This is a genomic window from Liquorilactobacillus sp., from assembly GCF_047719775.1.
Taxonomy (GTDB): domain Bacteria; phylum Bacillota; class Bacilli; order Lactobacillales; family Lactobacillaceae; genus Liquorilactobacillus.
On the sequence record NZ_JBDNTS010000014.1, the window covers coordinates 24787 to 46036 of the forward strand.

The 21250-nt window shown below is 33.7% G+C and carries 23 protein-coding genes; 18 read left to right on the forward strand and 5 right to left on the reverse strand.

Annotation, left to right across the window (positions count from 1 at the left end; genetic code table 11):
* Positions 1–27: 27 nt before the first annotated feature.
* Positions 28–669: an HAD family hydrolase gene (locus ABF682_RS08345; protein WP_415619495.1), complete on the reverse strand. Its 642-nt coding sequence runs from the start codon at positions 667–669 to the stop codon at positions 28–30.
* A 252-nt stretch (positions 670–921) separates the two neighbouring features.
* Here ABF682_RS08345 and ABF682_RS08350 point away from each other — a divergent pair, with 252 nt between their 5' ends.
* From ABF682_RS08350 to ABF682_RS08360, 3 genes are all read left to right on the forward strand, one after another.
* Positions 922–1815: a LysR family transcriptional regulator gene (locus tag ABF682_RS08350; RefSeq protein WP_415619496.1), complete on the forward strand. Its 894-nt coding sequence runs from the start codon at positions 922–924 to the stop codon at positions 1813–1815.
* Positions 1816–1891: 76 nt separating this feature from the next.
* Positions 1892–2833, forward strand: a complete 942-nt coding sequence (locus ABF682_RS08355) for an NmrA family NAD(P)-binding protein (protein WP_415619497.1) — start codon at positions 1892–1894, stop codon at positions 2831–2833.
* 40 nt (positions 2834–2873) lie between these two features.
* On the forward strand, positions 2874–4352 hold the full coding sequence (locus ABF682_RS08360) for an FAD-dependent oxidoreductase (RefSeq protein WP_415619498.1): 1479 nt from the start codon (positions 2874–2876) through the stop codon (positions 4350–4352).
* Positions 4353–4372: 20 nt separating this feature from the next.
* On the opposite strand, the gene ABF682_RS08365 is transcribed toward ABF682_RS08360, so the two are convergent.
* Entirely contained in the window at positions 4373–4960 is a 588-nt protein-coding gene (locus ABF682_RS08365) for a TetR/AcrR family transcriptional regulator (RefSeq protein WP_415619499.1), read from the reverse strand.
* Positions 4961–5086: 126 nt separating this feature from the next.
* On the opposite strand from ABF682_RS08365, the gene ABF682_RS08370 reads away from it, so the two are divergent.
* From ABF682_RS08370 to ABF682_RS08385, 4 genes are read left to right on the forward strand one after another with little or no spacing between them, the layout of a single operon-like run.
* Complete coding sequence (locus ABF682_RS08370; protein ID WP_415619500.1) at positions 5087–6337, forward strand: ABC transporter permease; 1251 nt, start codon at positions 5087–5089, stop codon at positions 6335–6337.
* A 16-nt stretch (positions 6338–6353) separates the two neighbouring features.
* A complete protein-coding gene (locus ABF682_RS08375; protein WP_415619501.1) occupies positions 6354–6578 on the forward strand; it encodes a hypothetical protein in 225 nt (74 codons plus the stop codon).
* Positions 6575–6895: a hypothetical protein gene (locus ABF682_RS08380; RefSeq protein ID WP_415619502.1), complete on the forward strand. Its 321-nt coding sequence runs from the start codon at positions 6575–6577 to the stop codon at positions 6893–6895. Before ABF682_RS08375 ends, ABF682_RS08380 begins: the two co-directional genes overlap by 4 nt.
* Positions 6896–6932: 37 nt before the next feature.
* Positions 6933–8138 (forward strand): MFS transporter, encoded by a 1206-nt coding sequence (locus ABF682_RS08385; protein WP_415619503.1) that lies wholly within the window; start codon positions 6933–6935, stop codon positions 8136–8138.
* 305 nt (positions 8139–8443) lie between these two features.
* Here ABF682_RS08385 and ABF682_RS08390 read toward each other — a convergent pair whose 3' ends face one another.
* Entirely contained in the window at positions 8444–8824 is a 381-nt protein-coding gene (locus ABF682_RS08390; protein WP_289976703.1) for a RidA family protein, read from the reverse strand.
* A 164-nt stretch (positions 8825–8988) separates the two neighbouring features.
* Between ABF682_RS08390 and ABF682_RS08395 the strand changes: the two genes are divergently transcribed.
* Together ABF682_RS08395 and ABF682_RS08400 are read left to right on the forward strand one after the other, a co-directional pair.
* Positions 8989–9858 (forward strand): PhzF family phenazine biosynthesis protein, encoded by an 870-nt coding sequence (locus ABF682_RS08395; RefSeq protein WP_415619504.1) that lies wholly within the window; start codon positions 8989–8991, stop codon positions 9856–9858.
* A 185-nt stretch (positions 9859–10043) separates the two neighbouring features.
* The gene (locus ABF682_RS08400; RefSeq protein ID WP_415619505.1) at positions 10044–10562 is read left to right on the forward strand and encodes a GNAT family N-acetyltransferase; all 519 of its coding nucleotides are present in this window, start codon (positions 10044–10046) and stop codon (positions 10560–10562) included.
* Positions 10563–10652: 90 nt separating this feature from the next.
* On the opposite strand, the gene ABF682_RS08405 is transcribed toward ABF682_RS08400, so the two are convergent.
* Positions 10653–11177, reverse strand: a complete 525-nt coding sequence (locus ABF682_RS08405; protein ID WP_415619506.1) for a TetR/AcrR family transcriptional regulator — start codon at positions 11175–11177, stop codon at positions 10653–10655.
* A 97-nt stretch (positions 11178–11274) separates the two neighbouring features.
* On the opposite strand from ABF682_RS08405, the gene ABF682_RS08410 reads away from it, so the two are divergent.
* From ABF682_RS08410 to ABF682_RS08435, 6 genes are all read left to right on the forward strand, one after another.
* Entirely contained in the window at positions 11275–12972 is a 1698-nt protein-coding gene (locus ABF682_RS08410; RefSeq protein ID WP_415619507.1) for an MFS transporter, read from the forward strand.
* An 81-nt stretch (positions 12973–13053) separates the two neighbouring features.
* Positions 13054–13689 (forward strand): Type 1 glutamine amidotransferase-like domain-containing protein, encoded by a 636-nt coding sequence (locus tag ABF682_RS08415; protein ID WP_289976709.1) that lies wholly within the window; start codon positions 13054–13056, stop codon positions 13687–13689.
* A gap of 189 nt (positions 13690–13878) precedes the next feature.
* Positions 13879–14889, forward strand: coding sequence for a HoxN/HupN/NixA family nickel/cobalt transporter (locus ABF682_RS08420; protein ID WP_415619508.1), 1011 nt, complete (start codon positions 13879–13881; stop codon positions 14887–14889).
* Positions 14890–15123: 234 nt separating this feature from the next.
* Positions 15124–15645: a DUF523 domain-containing protein gene (locus ABF682_RS08425; RefSeq protein WP_415619509.1), complete on the forward strand. Its 522-nt coding sequence runs from the start codon at positions 15124–15126 to the stop codon at positions 15643–15645.
* A 148-nt stretch (positions 15646–15793) separates the two neighbouring features.
* Positions 15794–16225, forward strand: a complete 432-nt coding sequence (locus ABF682_RS08430; protein ID WP_415619510.1) for an N-acetyltransferase — start codon at positions 15794–15796, stop codon at positions 16223–16225.
* A gap of 56 nt (positions 16226–16281) precedes the next feature.
* Entirely contained in the window at positions 16282–17061 is a 780-nt protein-coding gene (locus tag ABF682_RS08435; RefSeq protein ID WP_415619511.1) for a metallophosphoesterase family protein, read from the forward strand.
* Between the two features lie 97 nt (positions 17062–17158).
* Here ABF682_RS08435 and ABF682_RS08440 read toward each other — a convergent pair whose 3' ends face one another.
* Positions 17159–18637, reverse strand: a complete 1479-nt coding sequence (locus ABF682_RS08440) for an MDR family MFS transporter (protein ID WP_415619512.1) — start codon at positions 18635–18637, stop codon at positions 17159–17161.
* Positions 18638–18751: 114 nt separating this feature from the next.
* Here ABF682_RS08440 and ABF682_RS08445 point away from each other — a divergent pair, with 114 nt between their 5' ends.
* The 3 genes from ABF682_RS08445 (at position 18752) to ABF682_RS08455 (ending at position 21231) form a co-directional block, all read left to right on the forward strand.
* Positions 18752–19345, forward strand: coding sequence for a TetR/AcrR family transcriptional regulator (locus ABF682_RS08445; protein ID WP_415619513.1), 594 nt, complete (start codon positions 18752–18754; stop codon positions 19343–19345).
* 207 nt (positions 19346–19552) lie between these two features.
* Positions 19553–20698, forward strand: a complete 1146-nt coding sequence (locus tag ABF682_RS08450; RefSeq protein ID WP_415619514.1) for a hypothetical protein — start codon at positions 19553–19555, stop codon at positions 20696–20698.
* 41 nt (positions 20699–20739) lie between these two features.
* On the forward strand, positions 20740–21231 hold the full coding sequence (locus ABF682_RS08455; protein ID WP_415619515.1) for a YbaK/EbsC family protein: 492 nt from the start codon (positions 20740–20742) through the stop codon (positions 21229–21231).
* Positions 21232–21250 lie beyond the last annotated feature (19 nt).

Sequence of the window (21250 nt, forward strand, 5' to 3'; positions counted from 1 at the left end):
AAAACTATTAAAACAAGAATGATACTATTAAATCGCCAGCAGCTCTTCAGCCTTATTTAAAAGAAAATCAGGGTGCTCTTTCAACAGCCTATTAGAATCATGTGCTCCCCAAGTGACACCACAAGTATGAACACCGGCTGCTTTTCCCATCTGTAGATCAAAGATTGCGTCTCCAATCATAATACAATCATCAGTATCAAGATGATGTCTCTTAATTACCGCTAAAACACCATCAGGAGCTGGTTTAAAATGTTGAACCTGATCTGAACCAATAATATCTGTGAAATATTTTGCAATTTTTAAGTTTTCTAGATTTCGTAATAAGGCTATTGAATTTTTACTGGATATCACATAGAGAGATTTAGATCGTTGAGTTAAAATTTTCAAGGTTGGTAAAATACCGTTAAATAAGGTTATATTAGCTAATTCATTTTTTTTATAATATTCGCGAAAACAATCCATTAACTCTTCAAATTCTTGTCCATTAAAGGAGTGTTGAGGAGCCATTTTCTTAAAGGAAACTTCAATGGGTATTCCCATATAATAATTAATTAACTCAGCATCGGGAACGGTTAATGAGAACCTTTTAAAGGCTGCTTGAGTTGCTAAAATTCCAGTTTTCCCTGAATTGGCTAAAGTACCATCAAAATCAAACATATATGCTTGCACACAAATCACTCCTATATTTTTATTGAAAGAATTTTAGAAGACTTCACTATATATTATTCTTCATGTTTATTGATTATACAGAAATTTGAAAAAGGTTACCAGCGGAACGATGAAATAATAGTTTAAAGTAGTAAGGGAGAGCTAGGTTAAAAATTAAGTTTGCTTGGCTTCTCTTTTTGTACTTTTCACATGTTAAAATGGATATAGTAAAGAAAGTGACGGATAAATATAAATAGAAACGGTGGGGTTAAAGTGAATCTCAATTCTTTAAAATACTTTGTTGATGTCGTCAAGCTCGGTAGTTTTACAGCTGCAGGTAAGAAGAATTTAGTAGCACAAACAAGTGTTTCACAGCAAATCCAACAATTAGAGAATTACTTTGATTGCTTGCTGATTGATCGTTCCAAGAATCCCGTAGTTCCTACAAATGAAGGGAAGGTACTATTCGAAGAGTCAGAAAAGGTATTGCAACAATTTGTATTATTAGAAAAAGCGGTGCAAGAAAGTGTTTCAAAAAAAATAAAAATTCAATATTCATCAATTATGGATATCCAAATATTAGCTGAAATATTGGATGAGGCTACTCAGATAGATGAGTTTAATATTGAAATTGAAAAAGTGAGTTTAAGTAATATAGCCAAGTGTTTGAATCAGAAAAAATATGATTTCGCAGTGACATTTGATTCCGAATTTTATGAAGAAATTGATATTAAGACAGTAGTTCTTTATCAAGGAGAATATTTAGCAGGCATTGGTACACATCACCCATTGTATGCAAGCAAATCACTAACTATGAAACAAGTTTATGAATCAGAGCTGATTATGTTAAGTCCTGAAAAAATTGGTAAATCGTATCAATTAATGCTCAATAGGTCACTAGATGAGCAATTCAAGCCCCGAATTTCAAACTTTGCCGACGATGTTGAAAGTGAATTGCTACTAATTCAGCAAAAGAAATTATTAGGTTTTTTCCCTGAACATTATCCACTAAATCTCAATAACGATTTGATAAATCTCATACCAATTGTTGATAATCCTCATAAATACAAGATAGTTTTAGCATATAAAGAAAAAAATTTGGATAAAAGAAATCGTGCTTTCCTAAATACAGTAAAGAAATTTAAACAGTATAGGGAAAACCTATGATAGTATTCAATTTTCATGTTAGACTTTGTGATTGCTTTCACCTATTATCAAGATGATATCAAAGGAGGGTTTAAATATGGCAAAAATTATACTTACAGGTGTTGATGGTAATCTTGGTTCAGTTGCTGCTATGGAATTAATGAAACTTACTGAAAAAAGGAATTTACTTTTTTGTGGATATAGTACTGACGTATTAGCATCTTATGTAGAGCAGGGAGTTAAGGTTCAGCAAACAGATTTTAATAACCTAAAAGGGTTAGCAGATAAATTTAGTGGTGACGATGTACTAGCTTTAATATCCATGCCGTTTGTGGGCGAAAGAAGACAGAAAGCCCATAAAAATGTAATCGATGCTGCTAAAGAGGCTGGGGTGAAGAAAATTATTTATACTTCCTTGGTTAATGCTGCTGATGCTACAAATCCAAGTATTGAAAAAATTGATCATGCTTTCACTGAGAATTATATCAAAAAGAGTAACTTAGATTATATCTTTTTACGTAATTCACAATATGCAGAAGCGATGATTACGAATTACTTTACCTTTGTAAACCAAGGATCGAATTTACAGAATAATCAAGGTGAAGGTAAAATGGCTTATATTTCAAGAAAAGATTGTGCTAAAGCAGTTGCTTATGCCTTATTAGCTGATAATCTGCATCATAAAATTCTGAATATTAATGGCAAACAATTGCTGACTATTTCTGAGTTCATTGAAATTGGTAATGAAAAAACCGGAAATCATGTTAAATATCAATTTGTTTCTGATGAAGAAAACTACGCTATTTTTGATGCAATGGATGTTCCACGTACAACAGAAGGAAAATTCAAAACGGATTCTGAAGCTCCGTTTTCTTCAGATGGTATGGTGACGTTCGGGCAAGCAATTCGAGAAAATAAAATGTCTAATTTTACTAAAGATTTTGAATATCTAACTGGTGATGAACCAATAAGTGTCCAATTTATGTTTGAACATTCAGAAAAATTTCAAATAGGGCAACGTCATTCGCTGGATAAGTAAATATCTACTATACCTATCAATGAAGGGAAGTATGTGACTTATGTATAAAACAGATGTGGTTGTTGTAGGAGCTGGGGCAGCTGGAATTGGAGCTGCACTTACCTTGGTAGATGCAGGGCAAAAAGTTATTTTATTAGAAAAAGGCGACAAATTTGGTGGCGCTGGAATGTTTGGGGCACAAGGATTATTTGCAGTTGAAAGTAGATTACAAAAAGAAGCAGGTGTTAGTTATTCAGTAAAAGACGCATATCATGACTTGGTAGATTATGCTCATTACCGTGTTGATTTAAAAACTGTAAAAAAAGTTGTGGAATATTCTGCAAGTACTATTGATTGGTTGCAAAAGCATGGATTGAAAACAAAGTTGGTAAATAATACACAGGAAGTGCATCAAAAAAATCCGCAGACTTATCATCAATATATTGATAAATTTACAGGTTTTTCACGTTTGATTGAGCACTTAAAAAAGAAAAATGGCATTTTACTAACGGAAACTGCGGGTAAAAAAATTTTGATGAATACGGAGGGTCTAGTTAGCGGCATTCAAGTTCTCCATCATAGAAAAACAGAAGAAATTTTGTGCAAAGCAGTTATTGTTGCCGATGGTGGTTTTATTGGTGATCAACAACTAGTAAAAGAATATTTAGAGATTAATTATGAAAACCTTTATAGTATGGGAGAGCGTAAGTCAACGGGCGAAGGTCTAAAAATGTTAGAGAATATTGGAGCGGATACCAAGCAACCTCATCTGTTTGAAAATCATGCTGCTTCAGTTATATCTAAAGATAATTTAAAGTGGCATAATAACTCAATTTTTTCACTGACAAATATTCCATTATTATGGATTAATTCAAGAGGTCAAAGATTTGTTAATGAAGATATTTGTTATGATTTTGCATTATGGGGTAATGTCACTTATAAGACTGGCGGTTTCTATTATTATTTGTTAGATGAGAAGCTGGTATCGTTTCTTACCAATAATAGTCTAGATTGGACAGATTCTTTTGAGAGAACCTTTAAAACCTTAGCACATGAGCCAATGACTTATAAAATTGGTCCCTTTAATAACTTGAAAGCTGATCTTAATGAAGCAATTGAACAAAAAACGGGCTGGATTGGTAATTCAATTGCAGATTTGGCAGAGAAAATTAATGTTTCTAGTACAGTGCTAGAAAATACAATTAAATCTTATAATAATTTAGTAAAAGCAGGTAAAGATTCAGAGTTTTATAAAGCTGATCAATTTATGAAGTTTCCCTTAAAAGAAGGACCTTTTTATGCAATTAAGGCTTGTTCGACCACCCTGGGAACACTAGGCGGAGTACAGGTAGATGATAATTTTAATGTATTGGATAAAAATGGTGAGGTTATGCAGAGTGTTTTTGCTGTTGGAAATACTGCAGCCACAAATATGTTTGCAGATTCCTATCCCACAATTGAAGGTTTAAGTTGTGCTTTTGCATGGAATTCTGGTAGAATCGCGGGTAAAACAGCAGTTGACTTTGTTCATAAAAATTAATTTTTGAGCTACAAGCTGTTTTATTTAATAAAATCTATTACTCCGTGCAACGTAATATCGTTTATGAAGGTTACTATGTCTGCTTTCTCATAGGTCTTATAGTTGTTGCTCCAAAATTTGATTACTCCTAGAATTGCTGAACTAGAGTAACTTACTAATAGATCAGTTTGTTTCTCCGAACTTTTTTGATTTGTCAGCTGTTTGAAAGTTACGATATTTTGCTCAATTAAAAATTTTCTCATCTTTTCTTGAAAAGAGATGTTTCCGGTTTTATTTAAAAGTGCGTTTACCATTTGAATATTTTCTTCAATAATTGCTAAAATTTGTTCAATAAAGATAGACATATCTGAGTAGTCTCCACTTTTTTTTGCTTCAGAAAGCAAGTCCTTATGAACAAAATAAAGCTTATCAAGAAAGTTTTCCTCACAATCTTCGATTAAAGCTTGTTTATTTTCAAAATAACGGTAAAAAGTCCCACGGTCAACGTGGGCTCTTTTTGCGATATCGATAACATTGATATGTGCAGCATCTTTGATATTTAGCAGTTCGATAAAGGCACTAACAATCAACTTTTTTGTTTCATCTGTTCTTTTTTTTCTCTTTTGCATCTTAAAAAACTCCTTTTGCAACATATTAATGTAATGTGTTGCGTCAAATATAAAAACTCCTTTGTATAATCTACAGCATAGAAAATAATAAAACAACATGCTGTTGCATTTAAAGGGAGATTAATTATGTGGAAAATATTAAGAAGTAGAAATTTTTGGCTTTACACGATACTACTTTTTGTAGTTATCGGTTTCTTTTCTTTCGCTCAAGTTGCTTCTAGAAATTCAATTAAGGTGAAGAAATTGCCAGTTGCACTTGTCAATAACTCGGATAAGCAATACAGTAAAAACCTGGTTAAGCAACTTAAAGAAAAGTTCAGTGGTTCTGAGTCGCAGATCAAATTTATTAATGTCAAAAATACTAGTGTGCTAAACAATGGATTCACTGATAAAAAATATTATGCAGCCTTAGTGATTAATAAAAACTTTGATAATAATCTATCTTTACAACAAAACTATCTTAAAGGACTAGTTATCCAAGAAAAATTAAGTAAAATTTCAAATCAAGCAGTTTTGCAATCAGCGCAAACAAAGGTACAAGCAGAATTTGCCAAGAAGGCTATAGCTAATTTACCAGAGTCAGGAAAAGTAACAGTTATTATTAATCAAGGTATGAATGCCCAAGCTGCCCAGGTCCTAACGATAGCATTACCAAAACTTATGACAGGACTTAATCAAGGAATTGCTAAAAAAATGCAAACTGTCATTCAAAAAAATGGGATCTCTTTGAATAGTTCCGAATGGCAAGCTATTAGTAATCACATCCAATCGCAAATGAAAATAAAAAATAAAATTCCTAAAAAAAGTGTGAGTGGAACTGCTCCAATGATCATTGTTGTTTTAGCATGGATTAGTTCGTTAATTGGTTCAATGCTGCTATGGCGTGAACATAAAAAGCATAGTGAAAATAATAGATTTAGCTTGGCATTAATTAATAGTCAAATCATAACAGGAGCAGTGATGACATTTATTGCAAGTTTATCCATTTATTTCTTTTCTTCAGTCATTTTTGGATTACCAATTACTAATGTATCAACCTTCTTAACTATTTTAGGATTTAACATTTTTATTTTTTATTTGTTGCAAACCTGTGTTTTGGATTGGCTGGGTTTTGCTGGATGGCCATTAATTATTATTATTTGGTTGTTATCAGCTGGAACTATTAGTTATGCACCTGAGATGTTATCACCATTGTTTAGACAAGGAATATATAGTTGGACTCCAATGAGATTCAGCATGGACATGTTTACCAATAATCTCTATATTCACGGCACATCTGTGACTACACAGACAGACTTTGTAGTTCTATCACTTATCGGATTGGTGGCTTTAGGACTTATCTACTTATCAAGTTTGTTGAAGCGAAAAGAAAAATGATATAGGAGAATTAATCATGCAAAATTGTAGTATTACTTTTAAAGTAGGTGGGGAAATAATAACTGAAAGTAGAATACGTGAGGTCGAACTTAAACGTTATCAGCATGTCTTTGAAGTTTTTTCAAAAAAAGGTATCAGCATTACTTTGAATGGCAGGAGGATTGCTGCAAAGGAATTATGGCAACTTACTTTGGATAATGCCAAAATTGCTTTAGCTGAAACCCGTGAGAAGATGGGATGAAAGTTAAACTAGGTGTTTTCTTGCCTAAAACTGCACCTCAAGAAATTGTGGAGGGACATAAATGGCATTTAATGGTTGAATTCAATAATGGGTTGCACATTGCAGCTCAGCAGCATCCAAATGTATTTCAAAAGATTATACTAAATATGGCAATCAAACACTTGGAGAAAAAGCAACATAGAATCTTGAACTATGAAGTATGTCTAACTGTAATAAATAAGAATAGCGGGTCAGAATTTAGCTTTTGGTTCAGTTTCATAAGCTTCAAGAAATATATAAGAACGATGCATGTAACTAGTGAGAAATTATTAGTATAATTGCCTTTCTAATTTTTTTAATGTATAGTTAAAAACTATGATAAATAATTCAAAAAAAACATATTTTCCACTTATGTTCAGTCTATTTGCGTCTCAATTAGGCTCTGCTATTTATGTTTTGGGCCTCAACTGGCTAATTGTTCGAGCAACTGGGAATACTAAATTATTAGGTTTGATAGAAGGATTAGGAGGTTTAGCATTTTTTCTAGGAGATTTTTTAGTCGGAGTGTTAGTTGACCAGTGCAATCGTAAAAAGGTTTTAATATGGACTGATATCGTCTCAACATTAATATGTTTTGTTGGTGGTTTTTACGTGAATAACCAGCAACCACAAATTTGGTTGTTAATTATAATTACTTTTATTCTGAATTTAATGATTGCCTTAAATTATCCTGCCGCAAAAGCCATTACACCTGAGATAGTTAAGAAGAATCAGCTGCAGAAATTCAATGCTATTTCGAATACATTTTTTAATATGGCAAATGTAGGTGCACCACTCATAGGTGGAGCTTTACTGGCAATTAAAGGTATTGATTTCAGTGAGTTTTTGATAATTAATGCACTGTCCTATATTGTGGCGCTGTGCATGAACCTTCTAATTCCATATAAAAAAAGACAAGCTGCTAAGGATAATAAGAAAGAATCAGTTTTTGCAAGTACTTTAATTGGATTCAAATATGTAAAAAATCACCCAAATTTATTAATGTATATGTTGGCTATGGGAATCTTTAATTTTTGTTATGCTGGCTTTTTATTGGCTGCACCTTACATTGCAAATCATTTTTTTGAAGGGGAAGCAACAAACTATAGTGTATTTCTAACAGTCTCTGCTATTGGGGGATTACTAGGTGGTTTATGGTTGACTTTCCAGAAAAGTGAAATACAGACGCAAAGAATATACTGTGAGCAACTATTTTATGGTGTTGTACTGATTGGCTGTGGGATGTTTCTTTCATTGTCTACTTGGTTACTAATTGCCTTAGTCTTTGGTATTTTTCAAGCAAGATTTTTTGGAAGCATTACTACTTTTATTCAAGATGAAACAGACGTTGCTTTTCTAGGCAGAATATTCGGTTTAACTTTTCTGTTTTTCGATGGTGTTCAACCTCTTGGTGATTTTGTTTTTGGCTTTTTTGTTAGTAGTTGGAAACAGTGGACATATGTGATTTTAGGTGTGTTATTGGTTATCTTTTTCTCATGTTTGTTATTTTTAAATAAGGAGAAAGGCAACATGGTAAAATAACGCGGTCGTAATTCTAGAATTTAAGGCATTACTAAAAATATACCCCATAAAATATTTTTATCTGTAACTAAAATAGGATCGTGCCATAAGTCGGGGAAATTTGAGTACTAACTCGAAATTAGGAACATAGCGAGTACTTTGCTATGAGTAATTTGAAGTAGATGGAGAATTTTGACTTATGAAACACATTTATACGTAATAATTGGAGGGGCTGGTCAAGGTTAAATTTGACCAGCTCCTTTCAAAAATTATTAATCCATAATTAAATCTTATTATTATTATTCATAAAGATTTTAAATTGTTACCTATTCTTTAATTTTGCTTATTGATACTACCTCAATTTCACATAATATCCCCATTGGAAGATCCTTAACTGCAAAACAGCTACGCGCGGGTTTAGAGATAAAATACTGTCCGTAAACCTCATTAAAGTCATTAAAATTTTTAATATCGCTTAAAAAACATGTAGTCTTCAAGACTTGGTCAAAACTACTTTGACCAGCTTTCAAAACAGCCGCAATATTTTGACAAGCTAGTTCAGTTTGAGCTTTGATACCAGAAGGAACTTTGTTAGTATCTGGGGAAAGGGGACCTTGACCCGAGCAATATAGGATTCCTTGATGTGCAATTGCTTGAGAATATGGTCCAATTGCTTGGGGAGCTTGACTTGTTTCAATAATCTTCATGTCTAAAAGCCTCTTTCTTAATTAAATTATTATGAACAGTATCTCCTTTGCAGTGGTGCCTATTTCTGCTATATTAAAGGCAAGTATATACTATAAACAAATGTTGTTCAAGAATACTAAAGTACTGCTGGATATTCAGTAGTCTAAGCAAGGGAGATAGTAATATGACAGCGCCATTTTTAATACCTTTTAAACAAATAGATGTTTTTACACAAGGTTCTTTTATGGGAAACCCAGTCGCAGTTGTGTTGGATGGTAATTCTTTGACAACTACGCAAATGCAAAAAATTGCCAACTGGATTCATTTATCAGAAACGACATTTGTTTGTAAAGCAGAAAATAAAACTGCTGATTATCGTTTACGAATATTTTCGCCACAACATGAATTACCTTTTGCAGGACATCCTACAATTGGCTCGGCTTATGCTGTTTTAAAATCTGGTCTAAGTCCAAAACATGATAATTATCTTGTTCAAGAATGTGGTAGTGGACTGGTTAAAATCTATCTGTCCAAAAACCAATTGTTTCTTACCTTGCCTGAAGCTAAGAAAGAGAAAATTTCACATAATATAATAATTAAAATTAGCCAAGCATTAGGTATTTCGGTAAGTGATATTCAGTATGGAGAAAAGATTGATGTAGGAGTGATTTGGTATACGTTGCAATTAAAAAATGCTGAACAGGTATTAAAAATCAAACCTGATATGAAAAATTTAGCAAATATTACTAATGAATCAGCATCTGGGGTCACAATCTTCGGTGAATATCCACAAAGTAACAAAGAGCGTTTTGAAGTACGTTCGTTTGCTCCAAGTGAAGGTGCTGATGAAGATCCTGTTTGTGGTAGTGGTAATGGTTGTGTAGCAGTTTCAGTTAGAGACCGCAAATTACTGGGTAATAGAACTGAATATGTAGCTAGTCAAGGAACTTGCCTAGGGCGAAAAGGGCAGATATATGTAAAAATCCCCCAAGCAGGTCAAATTCTTATTGGCGGTTATGCGACTGCATGTATTGAAGGGAATATTCAAGTTTGATGAACAACTGAATAGTTAAAAATACAGCAATTAATATTTTTGGAGTATCGCTACAAATAGTTCTAAAAAGACTCGTTTCAACGAAGTAGACTGAAGGGATTAAATTATTTACTTCTAAAAATGTTATTACTGATTGGAATGAATTAAAAAAGGCATAAGCTAGTATATTAAGGAGATCATTTTTTATGGCAACTAATTTAACACCAGTAAAAAGCAGCGATATTAATACTTTGAGACAAATTAGTATTGAAACTTTTTCAGACACTTTCGGGGCTGAGAATTCAAAAGAAGACTTAGAAAAATATTTAGAATCTGCTTATGAGTCACAGAAACTAGGAAAAGAAGTTGAGAACCATGAAAGTAATTTTCAGTTCATTTACTATCAAAATCAGCTAGCGGGTTATCTCAAATTAAATATTGGTAGTGCACAATCGGAATTACAAAGCGATGACGGGTTAGAAGTCGAGCGAATTTATATTAAAAAAGAATTCAAACGTTTAGGATTAGGAAAACAATTAATCTCATATGCCATTGATGAAGCCAAGAAAATGCATAAGAAATACATCTGGTTAGGCGTTTGGGAACACAATGAGGGTGCGATAATATTCTATCAGAAACAAGGTTTTGTTGAGTTTAGTGAACATATTTTTGATTTAGGCGGCGATGAACAACGCGATATTCTGATGAAGAAATCAATAGAGTAATATAAAAAATCGATGTAGTATAGCCAACAGAGAAGCTAGAACAAAAGCTAAATTTTGATCTGGTTTTTTTATTGCCCTCTTTGTATTTTTTTAAAAAATATTATTGAGAATCTTCCCCATTTCGGCTGGTGTTTCCTTCATTCCTCCACTTATCCACTGAATCTGAATGGAAATTACTGCACCAGCTATAAATGAAGCGAAATACTGATTTCGTTGTCTTTTATTTGAAGGATTGATGATTTTTTGTTCTAGAAGAAAGAGGTATACAGTACGAAAAGTTTTAATTAAAGTATTTGTTAGGCCAGCATTAATAAGTAGTGCGGTTTCAGTTGATTGTCGCTGCATTAATTGAAAGTATGCAGTCATAAGCTGTGCAAAATCCATACGTGCAGCATGTGGTAAAATCCGCAAGTAGGATTTAATAGCCATTTCCTGATGACGCGCTATGATTTCTTGCATAGACTTATAGTTTCGATAATAATAAGTACGCGAGACTCCTGCATTGCGACACAAAGTTGAAACAGTGATGTCGCTAAGAGGGTAATCAGCTAGAAGTGATAAAAGTGCTTTGTATATTCGATTAAGCTTTAACTGCTTTATTTCCTGGGGTGACATAGTTTACAAGTTTCCCCCTTTCTGTAACCTAATTATTTACTTATAATATATCATTACTTACACTTACTGCATAACTTTATAGTAAGGGGTAATTATTTTGAAGAAGAAACAAATTATTATTTTAGTAACAATGGCTCTAGGAATTTTTCTTTGTATGCTTGATACAACAGTAATGAATATTGCTCTACCAGCAATTCAAACAGGACTTCACACAGATCTTAATACACTTCAGTGGGCACTAAATGTCTACACAATTACATTTGCGGCACTTACTATTCCATTGGGTAGAATTGGTGATCAGGTGGGCCGGCATAAAGTCTATGTTCTTGGGTTAATCCTATTTTTTATTGGATCACTGCTATCTGCTTCGAGTTCAACAATAGCTTTGTTAATTGCAGGACGTGAAATTCAAAGTATTGGTGCTGCCATCATTTTTCCAGCCAGTATGACGATTGGCATTAATTCGGTTGAATTAAGCAAAAGAAATCAGGCAGTTGTGATTTTAGGGATTACACAAGGGCTTGCAACAGCTTTTGGGCCAACAATTGGTGGACTGATTACCCAGTTCTGGGGATGGAGAGGAATCTTCTATATTAATATTCCATTGGTATTGTTAGCGATTGTTATGTGTTTACTCTTGTTGCCATTGCGCAAGGAAAAAATTGTGCGAGCTAGATTAGATGTTACTGGGATGCTGCTGGCAATTTTAACGTTGTTTTCACTGACGCTTGCACTTGTCCAAGGAAGTACTTGGGGATGGACTAGTGATAAAATTCTTTGCTTATTTAGTGGATTTGTTGTATCACTCAGCTTGTTCATCTGGCGTGAGTCTAGGACTTCGGACCCAATGATTCGTCTGGATTTATTTAAGTATCGCCATTTCACAGGTGCAGTAGTTGTGACAGTTCTTTCTGGGATATTCTTTGTTGGAATGATGGTGCTGATGCCAAGTTTTTTTACCAAAGTTCAAGGTCATACTGAGTTAACAGCTGCTTTAATGATTACCCCCGCTTCAATAATGGTGTTTCTATTATCTCCAATTAGCGGATTACTGCTAAAAAAAGTAGGCAGCCGTTTGTTAATTGCGACAGGTTTTTTTTTCCTAGCAGCTGGTTATGTAGGAATCTCAATCATGAATCCAGATCTCTATTGGCAATTTGCAATCTCTTGCGTTCTGATTGGCGCGGGCTATGGTATAATCATCGGTCCAATTACGGTTTTGAGTGCTGGTGATTTTACGGGTGAACTACTTACGGCATCGCAAAGTGTAACAGGCGTTTTTAGGCAGATTGGGACAGTGCTTGCTGTTGCTATTTTTGTTTCTGCACTCTCAACTAATTTAGGTACTGCAAAGGCTCAAGTGTGGACAACAGCACAAAATGAAATTAAGAAAGTATCTGTTAGTCAGGCAGAAAAGAAACAAATATTGCAAACAACACATAAGAACTTATACAGTGGAACAACTACAACAGGTAGTCCTGCTGTTAACTCCCATGAAGAGTCAAAAATAATTGAATCCGAAACAAGACAATATCTAGTAAATCATAATGGAACTCAGTGGCCAGATTCCGTTAAGAAGAAAGTCCAAATAAAAATCACTGAAATTGTAAAAGAAAAGGTTAAGAAAATTAATCGTCAGGTTGCTAGTTATCATGAAAACATCACAAAAATTGTTAAACAGAAGATGACATGGGCATTTATCAAACCATATCAGGTTGCAATGCCATTCGCATGGCTACTATTATCCACCGTGTTTATATTTGAAAAAAATAAACGGAAACCTAAGAACATTTAAAAACTAATTCTGAAATTAGAGTTTATAGTATAGTACAATTAATAAATATCTGTTTTTGTACAAAGCAAAAGGAGCGTAAAGATGAACAATATTTTACTTTCTTCACGGGCATTTATAAATAAAGGAATCACGCAAAGCTTTATTAGTTTACTAGGAAATATAGATTTTGAGGCTGACCAGATAGTAATCATTGTTAATTCAGTCAAGGAGGGAAAGAATCATCCTAAAATGATGGAATTACAGCAAACGGTCCAAGCATTAGGATTTGAAAACGTTATCTTATTTGATGCTTTATCGGATAAGTCAGTCATGCTTGAAACTGCCAAGGCAATTATTTTAAATGGCGGTTATGAATTTTTATTATTGGACAATCTAAGAAAAGCCGGAATCATCGGTATCTTGCGGGACCTGGCTGCAAAGGATACACCTTTCTATGGAATAAGTGCAGGTGCAATCGTTTTAGGTCCAGATCTTGATCTATATGATGAGCTTTACCCAGAAGATAATTTTAATAACGATGTAGATATGACTTCCATTAATGCAACTAGTTTTAGAATCTATCCGCATTATGATGTGCATTTGAAGTTAGACCGTCATCTAAACAGTACCATAAATGATTTTGAGGAAAAGACTAAGAAAACAATCACCAGATTGACCAACGAGCAGGGAATTTTGATCAAGAATAATAAGAGTATCCTAATAGATCCAGCTAGGTAGCAACTTTTTTGTAGTCAGATAACCTAAAATCTCATATTTTTTAAATTATTATGAATAGAAAGCTGTAGCAAGTGATACATTGTATATTATCAAATGATAAGTTCTTTTAATTATGCTATAAGGTAAAGTTGAAGCCGTCGAATCTCTATATAATTTTTAGTGAGAAATTCAGATGGGGGATTAATTATTTTGAAGAAAAAAATTATTTATGGTTCTACACCATATTACTTGGCGAGCTTAGGGTTACACTTAATAGGTATTGTATTATTATTCATGGCAGCTGCACAGCATCCTGGTTTTTGGGGGCTAGGTTTACTAGCCTATTCATTGGGATTGAGACATGCATTTGATGCAGATCATATTGCTGCAATTGATAATACGGTACGTAAGTTGATCCAACAAGACAAGAAATCATATGGAGTAGGTTTTTATTTCTCCTTGGGGCATTCAACGGTTGTTTTCTTAATGGCAATCTTGGTAAGTATCTCAGTTAAATGGGCTAAATTAAAATTACCATTTTTAGAAATTGTAGGTGGAAGAATTGGTTCACTGGTTTCAGGTAGTTTTTTAATTGCAATAGCAGCCTTTAACTTTTTAGTGCTGATCAGTCTTTATCGTTCACTGAAATCTATGAAGAATGGTGCAGTTGACGAAGACATCCTTAATAACATTCTGATGTCACGTGGTTTCTTGGCTAGGATTCTCAAGCCATTTTTTAGATGTATAAATCATTCATGGCAGATGTACCCGATTGGATTTCTGTTTGGTTTGGGATTTGATACTGCAACAGAAATTGCACTGATTGCTCTTTCTGCAAGTACGGCGCAGTCAGGAATACCTACACTTGGTATTATTGCATTGCCGGTTTTGTTTGCAGCTGGAATGAATCTAATGGACACGACGGATTCCGTGATGATGTCAGGTGCTTATACATGGGCTTTCGATACTCCTGTCAGGAAAGCATATTATAATTTAACCGTAACTACAATTTCTGTAATTGCAGCATTTCTCATTGGTGCGATTGAATTAATCCAAGTTGCTACAAGTATGATGCATGCTCAAGGCGGAATTTGGTCATGGATACAGAATATAGATTTTAGTTGGCTGGGATATGGATTAGTTCTTGCATTCTTGGCTATGTGGTTAATTGCTTATGCAATTTGGAGGCTTTTCATTAAGAAAAGGAAAACAACAATTTAAGAAGTGATATTAGGTAATCAGAAATGATTGCTTTTTTATTTCAAGAAATACAATGTATCAGACTATCTAGTAATTTAAAAGATCTCTTGTTCTAATTAAATAAAAATTATATAATTTAATTAAGTTATTAATAGTTGTGGAAGGTAGTCTATAAGAGTTATGATTTTGGATCAGGTTCAAGTCCAAAAAATGATAGTTGATGATTATGTGAAATAGTCAAAACAGCAAGAAAGGATGAAATTAGCATTGATATTGATTAGTTCATGCTTGGCGGGATACAAAGTCCGTTATGATGGCTCTGCTGCTACAAATAAATTAGCAGTTTGGCTAGTTACACATGGTCAAGCAATAACAATGTGTCCTGAAATTATGGCTGGGTTTGATATTCCACGGTTATCTGCAGAAATCGTTGAAGGCACAGCTCGTGAAGTTCTTGCAGGTCGAGCAACAGTAAAGGAAATAGATGGTAACAATGTGACAGATAAATATATTTTTGGCGCAGATTTAGTCTTAAAAATAGCTAATGAAAATCATGTATCTGTTGCATTCCTTAAGGATGGTAGTCCTTCATGTGGGAAATGCCAAGTCTATGATGGTACATTCACAGGTAAAAAGGTTTCAGGAAAGGGAATCACTGCTGAAGTTTTGGCAAAAAATAATATTAAGACATTTTCCGACACTGAACTTTCTGTAGCGAATGTGATGCCGTATTTAGATGATGAAGCTAAAAGAAATTTGAGGAGTACAATATTATGAAATTAAATTTTTTCCAAATGAAATAGGAAAAGCTAAATCATTATTTTTAAAAGTTATAAATACATAAGTTTAATCCAAAATTTATTTGATAGTTCTTGGAGATGAAAAAATTAAATTAGTTGAATACAATGATACATACAAGAGTCAGTTGAAATCTTATAAGGTAGGAGATGAGACATACACCGGATTACCGCAAGACGCAGTCATTATTTCTCAAAAAAATGAAAACTATCATTCAATCCTATTAATTAATGATTTAAACGAAATTAGTACGTTCTTTGTGTTGGATTATGGCGAAGATAAATTTAAATATACGACTGCTACAAAAAGTGTTCTATTACGAAGTTTTTCAACTAATGAAGCCTTTTTAAGAAGAGGGCATGCATTAAAAGCTCTACAGTTATTACCAAATTACATCCATAAGAATTATTCTGCAGTGAAAAAAATTGTTTTAGGTGTAAATGAAAAAAATTTAGCTGCTCAAAGTCTTTATGAAAAAGCAGCATTTGCAAAAGAATCTCAAACTTATATCGGAAAAAAGGAAAACAATTTGTTTTTAGTAAGGAAGTATAGAAACTAATCATATGAGGTAACTAAGTATGTACTTGAAAATGGAACAAATACTATATTGATTACTTGGATAAAAAATTACATTTCTTAGCTAAAATAAAGGAGTTACCAATTTATGAAGATGCTAAAAAAGAAAATGTAGATGATTATTGGTTTTTAGGCGATATTTTTGGACCAGGTCCTGATGTTCAAACAGTGTGGAATAAACTTTTGGACATCAATCCCAGTATAAGAATCAGAGGAAATTTGGAAGACTTTCTTGTTAATTCATTCTTTAAAAATTCTGAGTTATCTAATTCAATTGAAACCATTGAAAATTATGTTATTGAACATTTAGATAATCTTGCAGATGTTTGCAAAGTTGTTGAAAAATGGCCTTTGCATTTTGAAAAAGGGATTAATGGCGTAAAAATCGGACTTTCACACAATTTACCTGATGACAATCGAGGAGATTCACTCTCTGTAAGGGCAGAAAGTATCAATTTAAGTAAACTGTTTGAGAAAAAACGTCGAAATTTGGACATTGCTATTTTTGCACATATCCATCATCCAACAATGCGATATATTGATTTAAATTGTTTAAATAATAATGCGTTTAGCTATGACTATACCAAATCAGACGAGCGTTTGATTTTGAATGTTGGTTCTATTGGGCTTCCGTTTGACAAACCTATGCACTTGTATAAAGAAAAGCGTGCAGAATATCTATTGTTAGAGGTGGGCAACAAAGGGGATATTAATCTACAATTTAAGCGGATTAGGTATGATATTTCTCGTGAATTTGAAAATGCATTAAAGTTTAAATTACCTTTTAGAGAACAATATATACACCATTTTAAGGTATAGAACTCCTGGAATTCAAGAACTAGTTTTTAATATCACAAAAAGAAGTTGCGCCAAAACAAAAATTGTGGCACAACTTCTTTTCTTACTCAAATTAAATTTATTTTTTCCCCATTCTATTAGTAAGCAGCATTGCAGGCAAAGCAATCAATAATGCAGCAATAGAAATGACCATAAATCCATATTGAAATGAGTGAACTTTGATTAGTTCTAGATGATGCTGCAAAAACATTTTCATATATTCTGGACTACCATGAAACTTATTGGTTGCAAGACTATGTTTGAAAGACGTAATGTTAGAGCTTGCATAAGCTGTTACCAAAGTTGTAATTAATGCAGATCCAAATGCGCTGCCAATATTTTGAATAATCCGAGAACCAATTGAGGCAGCCGGAATTTGCGAATTTTCCATGCCAGTGTATGCATCTGCCATTAGTGGCATGAAGATTCCTCCTGCACCAATTCCGCGAATAAATAAAATTACAGCAATAATCCAATAGGATGTTGTATCATCAATCCAATAAAATGGAAGTGTTCCAACAAATGTAATCAAGAGACTTCCCATAACAACATATTTTGCACCGATACTATCAGTTAATTTTCCCGTGAGAGGGCGCGAAATTAACATGCCGAGGCCTTGTGGAATTAATGCCAGTCCGGCCATCATGACACTCATGTTACGAATATCTTGAAAGAATAACGGTAGCAATAGCATTGCACCATTTAAAACTGTTCCAGCAATAAAAAGACCGATGGCAGATCCATTAAAGGAATTATGTGTAAATAACTTCAGTGGTAAGACAACCCTTTCTTTTATTATCAAAGCCCAAATGATGTACAAAATCAGTAAGATTAGACCTAAACTTACAAACACTAATGTTTTTTGGTTTAAAAAGTTTGCAGTGCTGGAAGCTTTAACAATTCCATATATGATAGCGGTGGTTGATGCTGCGAGTAATACTATCCCTACCAAATCCATCTTTGCTGCTTTATTTTGTGCCGGATAATGTGGCATTTTCCAGATAATTAATATAATTGAGATAATGCCAACCGGGATATTAATCCAAAAAATCCAATGCCACGAGAGGTATTTAATGATGACTCCACCAAGGATTGGACCAAAGAGTGGACCAAGAATCATTGGTAAACCAACCGTTGCCATCATTTGTCCCATTACTTTTTGGCCAGCCGTTTGGACAAGTAATGTAGTCAATATTGGCATTATGAGACCACCAGCAAAGCCCTGCACCAATCTAGCACCAATAAGGAAATTAATATTAGGTGAGAGTGCAGATAGTAGGGAACCGACTGCAAAAAGAATTTCTCCCATCAAAAAAACGAGTTTACCATCAAATTTATTCAGTAACCAGCTGGAGAAAGGAACTGCAACCCCAATCGCCAGCACATATCCCGTAATAGTCCATTGAACAATTTCAACAGAACTATTCAAATCTTTGACAAGTGTATGAATCGCAATGTTTACCATTGTAGAATCCAGTAGTGGAGCCATTGCACCTAATACTAAAATCCAAGCAGTAACAGTAACTGATTTTGGAATATAAGAATTATTTTTAGACATGAATATATCCTCCTAATAAGAAACAAGTAGTATCTTAATACCACACATGTTATATTACTCTATGAAGAATAAATGTCAATAAGAAACTAAGAGTATCTTAAAGAGGTGTTATTTATGGGTAATGTTAGACGTAGAGGTATTGAATTAGAAAGTGCTATCTATAAGGTTGTCCGTGAGGTTGTTGATGAAGAAGGGATAGAAGGAGTAACTTTTCAAAAAATTGCCGAGCTTGCAGGAACCAGTAAGTCTGTAATTTATCGACGGTGGGAGACACCATTTGAACTCGCTATTTCAGCATTTCAAGATAGAATTCAACTTGAGAATAAAGGAAGTGTGGACAAGGTAGCTCTGACTGGTAAAAATATGCATGATGATCTGCTCCAATTAATGAATCGTTTTCTTATTAGCATTGATACACTAGGGAAAACATTTTTGAGAAGTCTATTAATAGGAATTGGGGATCAACCTAATGAGGCCATGCAACGATTAATGGACAAAAATTCAGAAATCGATTTACGAGCGATAAATCGGATATTGGAGCGAGCAAGAAACCGAGGAGAAGATGTAAGAGAAGATATTCCTGACGATGTAAAATTACTTCCTTTTGAGTGGCTTCGTTACAAAATGTTCCTACAAAATAATATTAGTCGAGACATGATAGAGATGTTAATTGAGGATATTTTGATTCCTGTATATTTGAAGGGCTAGTAGGTAAATGTAAAATAATTAAAGCGTTGAAAAGGGAATGTGATATAAGTCGGGGAAATTTAACTTTTGACCCAGCTCCCTGAGAAAGAAGTGCTCAAGGTATGGATAAAGAAGCAATTGAGAATTTAGAAAACGGACACATAGTCTATTTTTGTAATTTATTAAAATGCTATAATTAATTGATTAAATATGAATTGGGGTATTTTTATGCGTAAATTAAATCTTTTTATAATTGCTTTATTAATGGTAGTTGTTTCAGGATGCAATCTTCAAAAAAAGGGGAAAGTAGTTGATGATACCGTTAAAACAACGACAAATAAAACACTGCAAGCTAAATCAAAAACTTGGACTTTCAGTCGTGGAATCAGTTCTAAGCAGACAAAGAATCAAGGTGTATCAAAACAGATAACCAGTTCTGTGGTTTCCAAAACTGATGCACTTTCTAGTTGGACTACCTCTAAAGGACAATTTATGTCTAGTTCGGTCAATTATAGACGAGTGTCATTAAAAAAGTGGAAACAAAATATGCTTAAAAACTATATTAAAAGTGCGCAAAAGAGCATTCATTTAATGAGTGTTTCACAGGTAAATGATGCGCTAAAAAAACTAGGCTCAGATATTAGAATTAGTAAACTATCAGATTTAGTTTTTTTAGAAACAAAAATAAATGGAATGACACTTCCGGAAGCGTTTGTTGCCAAGGGACATCATCTATATTCGATTAACATTCAATATGCTGATACTAAACAAACAATAATAATTGCACGTGGTCAATCCTTTACTGATACAAGTACAAAAAAAGCAACTAGCCAGATTTCATTAAATAAATTAAATGGAACGTGGATTGCGCCGGAAACCACGACAAGTTCAAGTGATACTGGAAAAATTATGATTGAAGATGGTTATATGTATCAACATCGATACAATAGTTATGAGCGTTCCGCAATTCAGAAATTGAGTTCATATTCACTAATATCACTAAATCAGAATATAACTTATGCTGCACAAAAAGTTAATGCAGCTAATGCGGGCTATCAGTTAACGCAAAAAGCTGTTGCCAGCGGGGATAGTGTAGGTTATTTGTATCTATTTGTTAATGAAAACCAGTTAGTACGAATTGGACAGGGGACAACTACTACATATAAAAAAACAAGTACACTTGTAGCCGCAAATGATTTACCGCAAGACAACATTACAACTTTTGAAGAGATGGATCAGAAGCACCCTGGTGAGGCGGCTTCAACCATCACTGTTGATGCCAGCGCACCTATTGTGGGTATGAGTAATAACATTAAGTATTTAACTAATGCAGATGCTGGTCAGATTATTGACAATATAGTCATTAGCCAATGATATTAATGGAGCCCACTTTAGGAATACAGGAGGGATTTAACATGTCATACGCCACTGAAGAACAGGCTATTAATTTATTAAAAAAATTAAGAATTGACTATCAAAGAATTGAGCACCTACCATTATGGACAATGAATGATCCGCATGCTCCTAAGGGATTGCCAGAAGTCAAGAATTTATTGCTAAAAAAGGAAAAAAATGAACAATATTATTTACTTCTAACAACTAATAAGCCGGTTGACTTTAAGTTATTAGCACCACAATTAGGTACCAGCCGGAATAAATTGCGCTTTGCAAGTGAAGCAGAACTTGAAGAAATACTACATGTTGTGTCAGGTATGGTGACTCCAATGGCTCTGCCTAACGATAGCGAACACAAAATAAGGGTGCTGCTAGATGCTGACTTGAAAAACTTGTCAGCAATTTCTGCCCATCCTAATGTTAATACTGCAACCATTATTTTTTCTTATGCAGATCTTATTAAAATACTCAAAAGTACCGGATATGAACCGACAATTGTACAACTTAGTTAGGTATTTGATTGAAAACCCA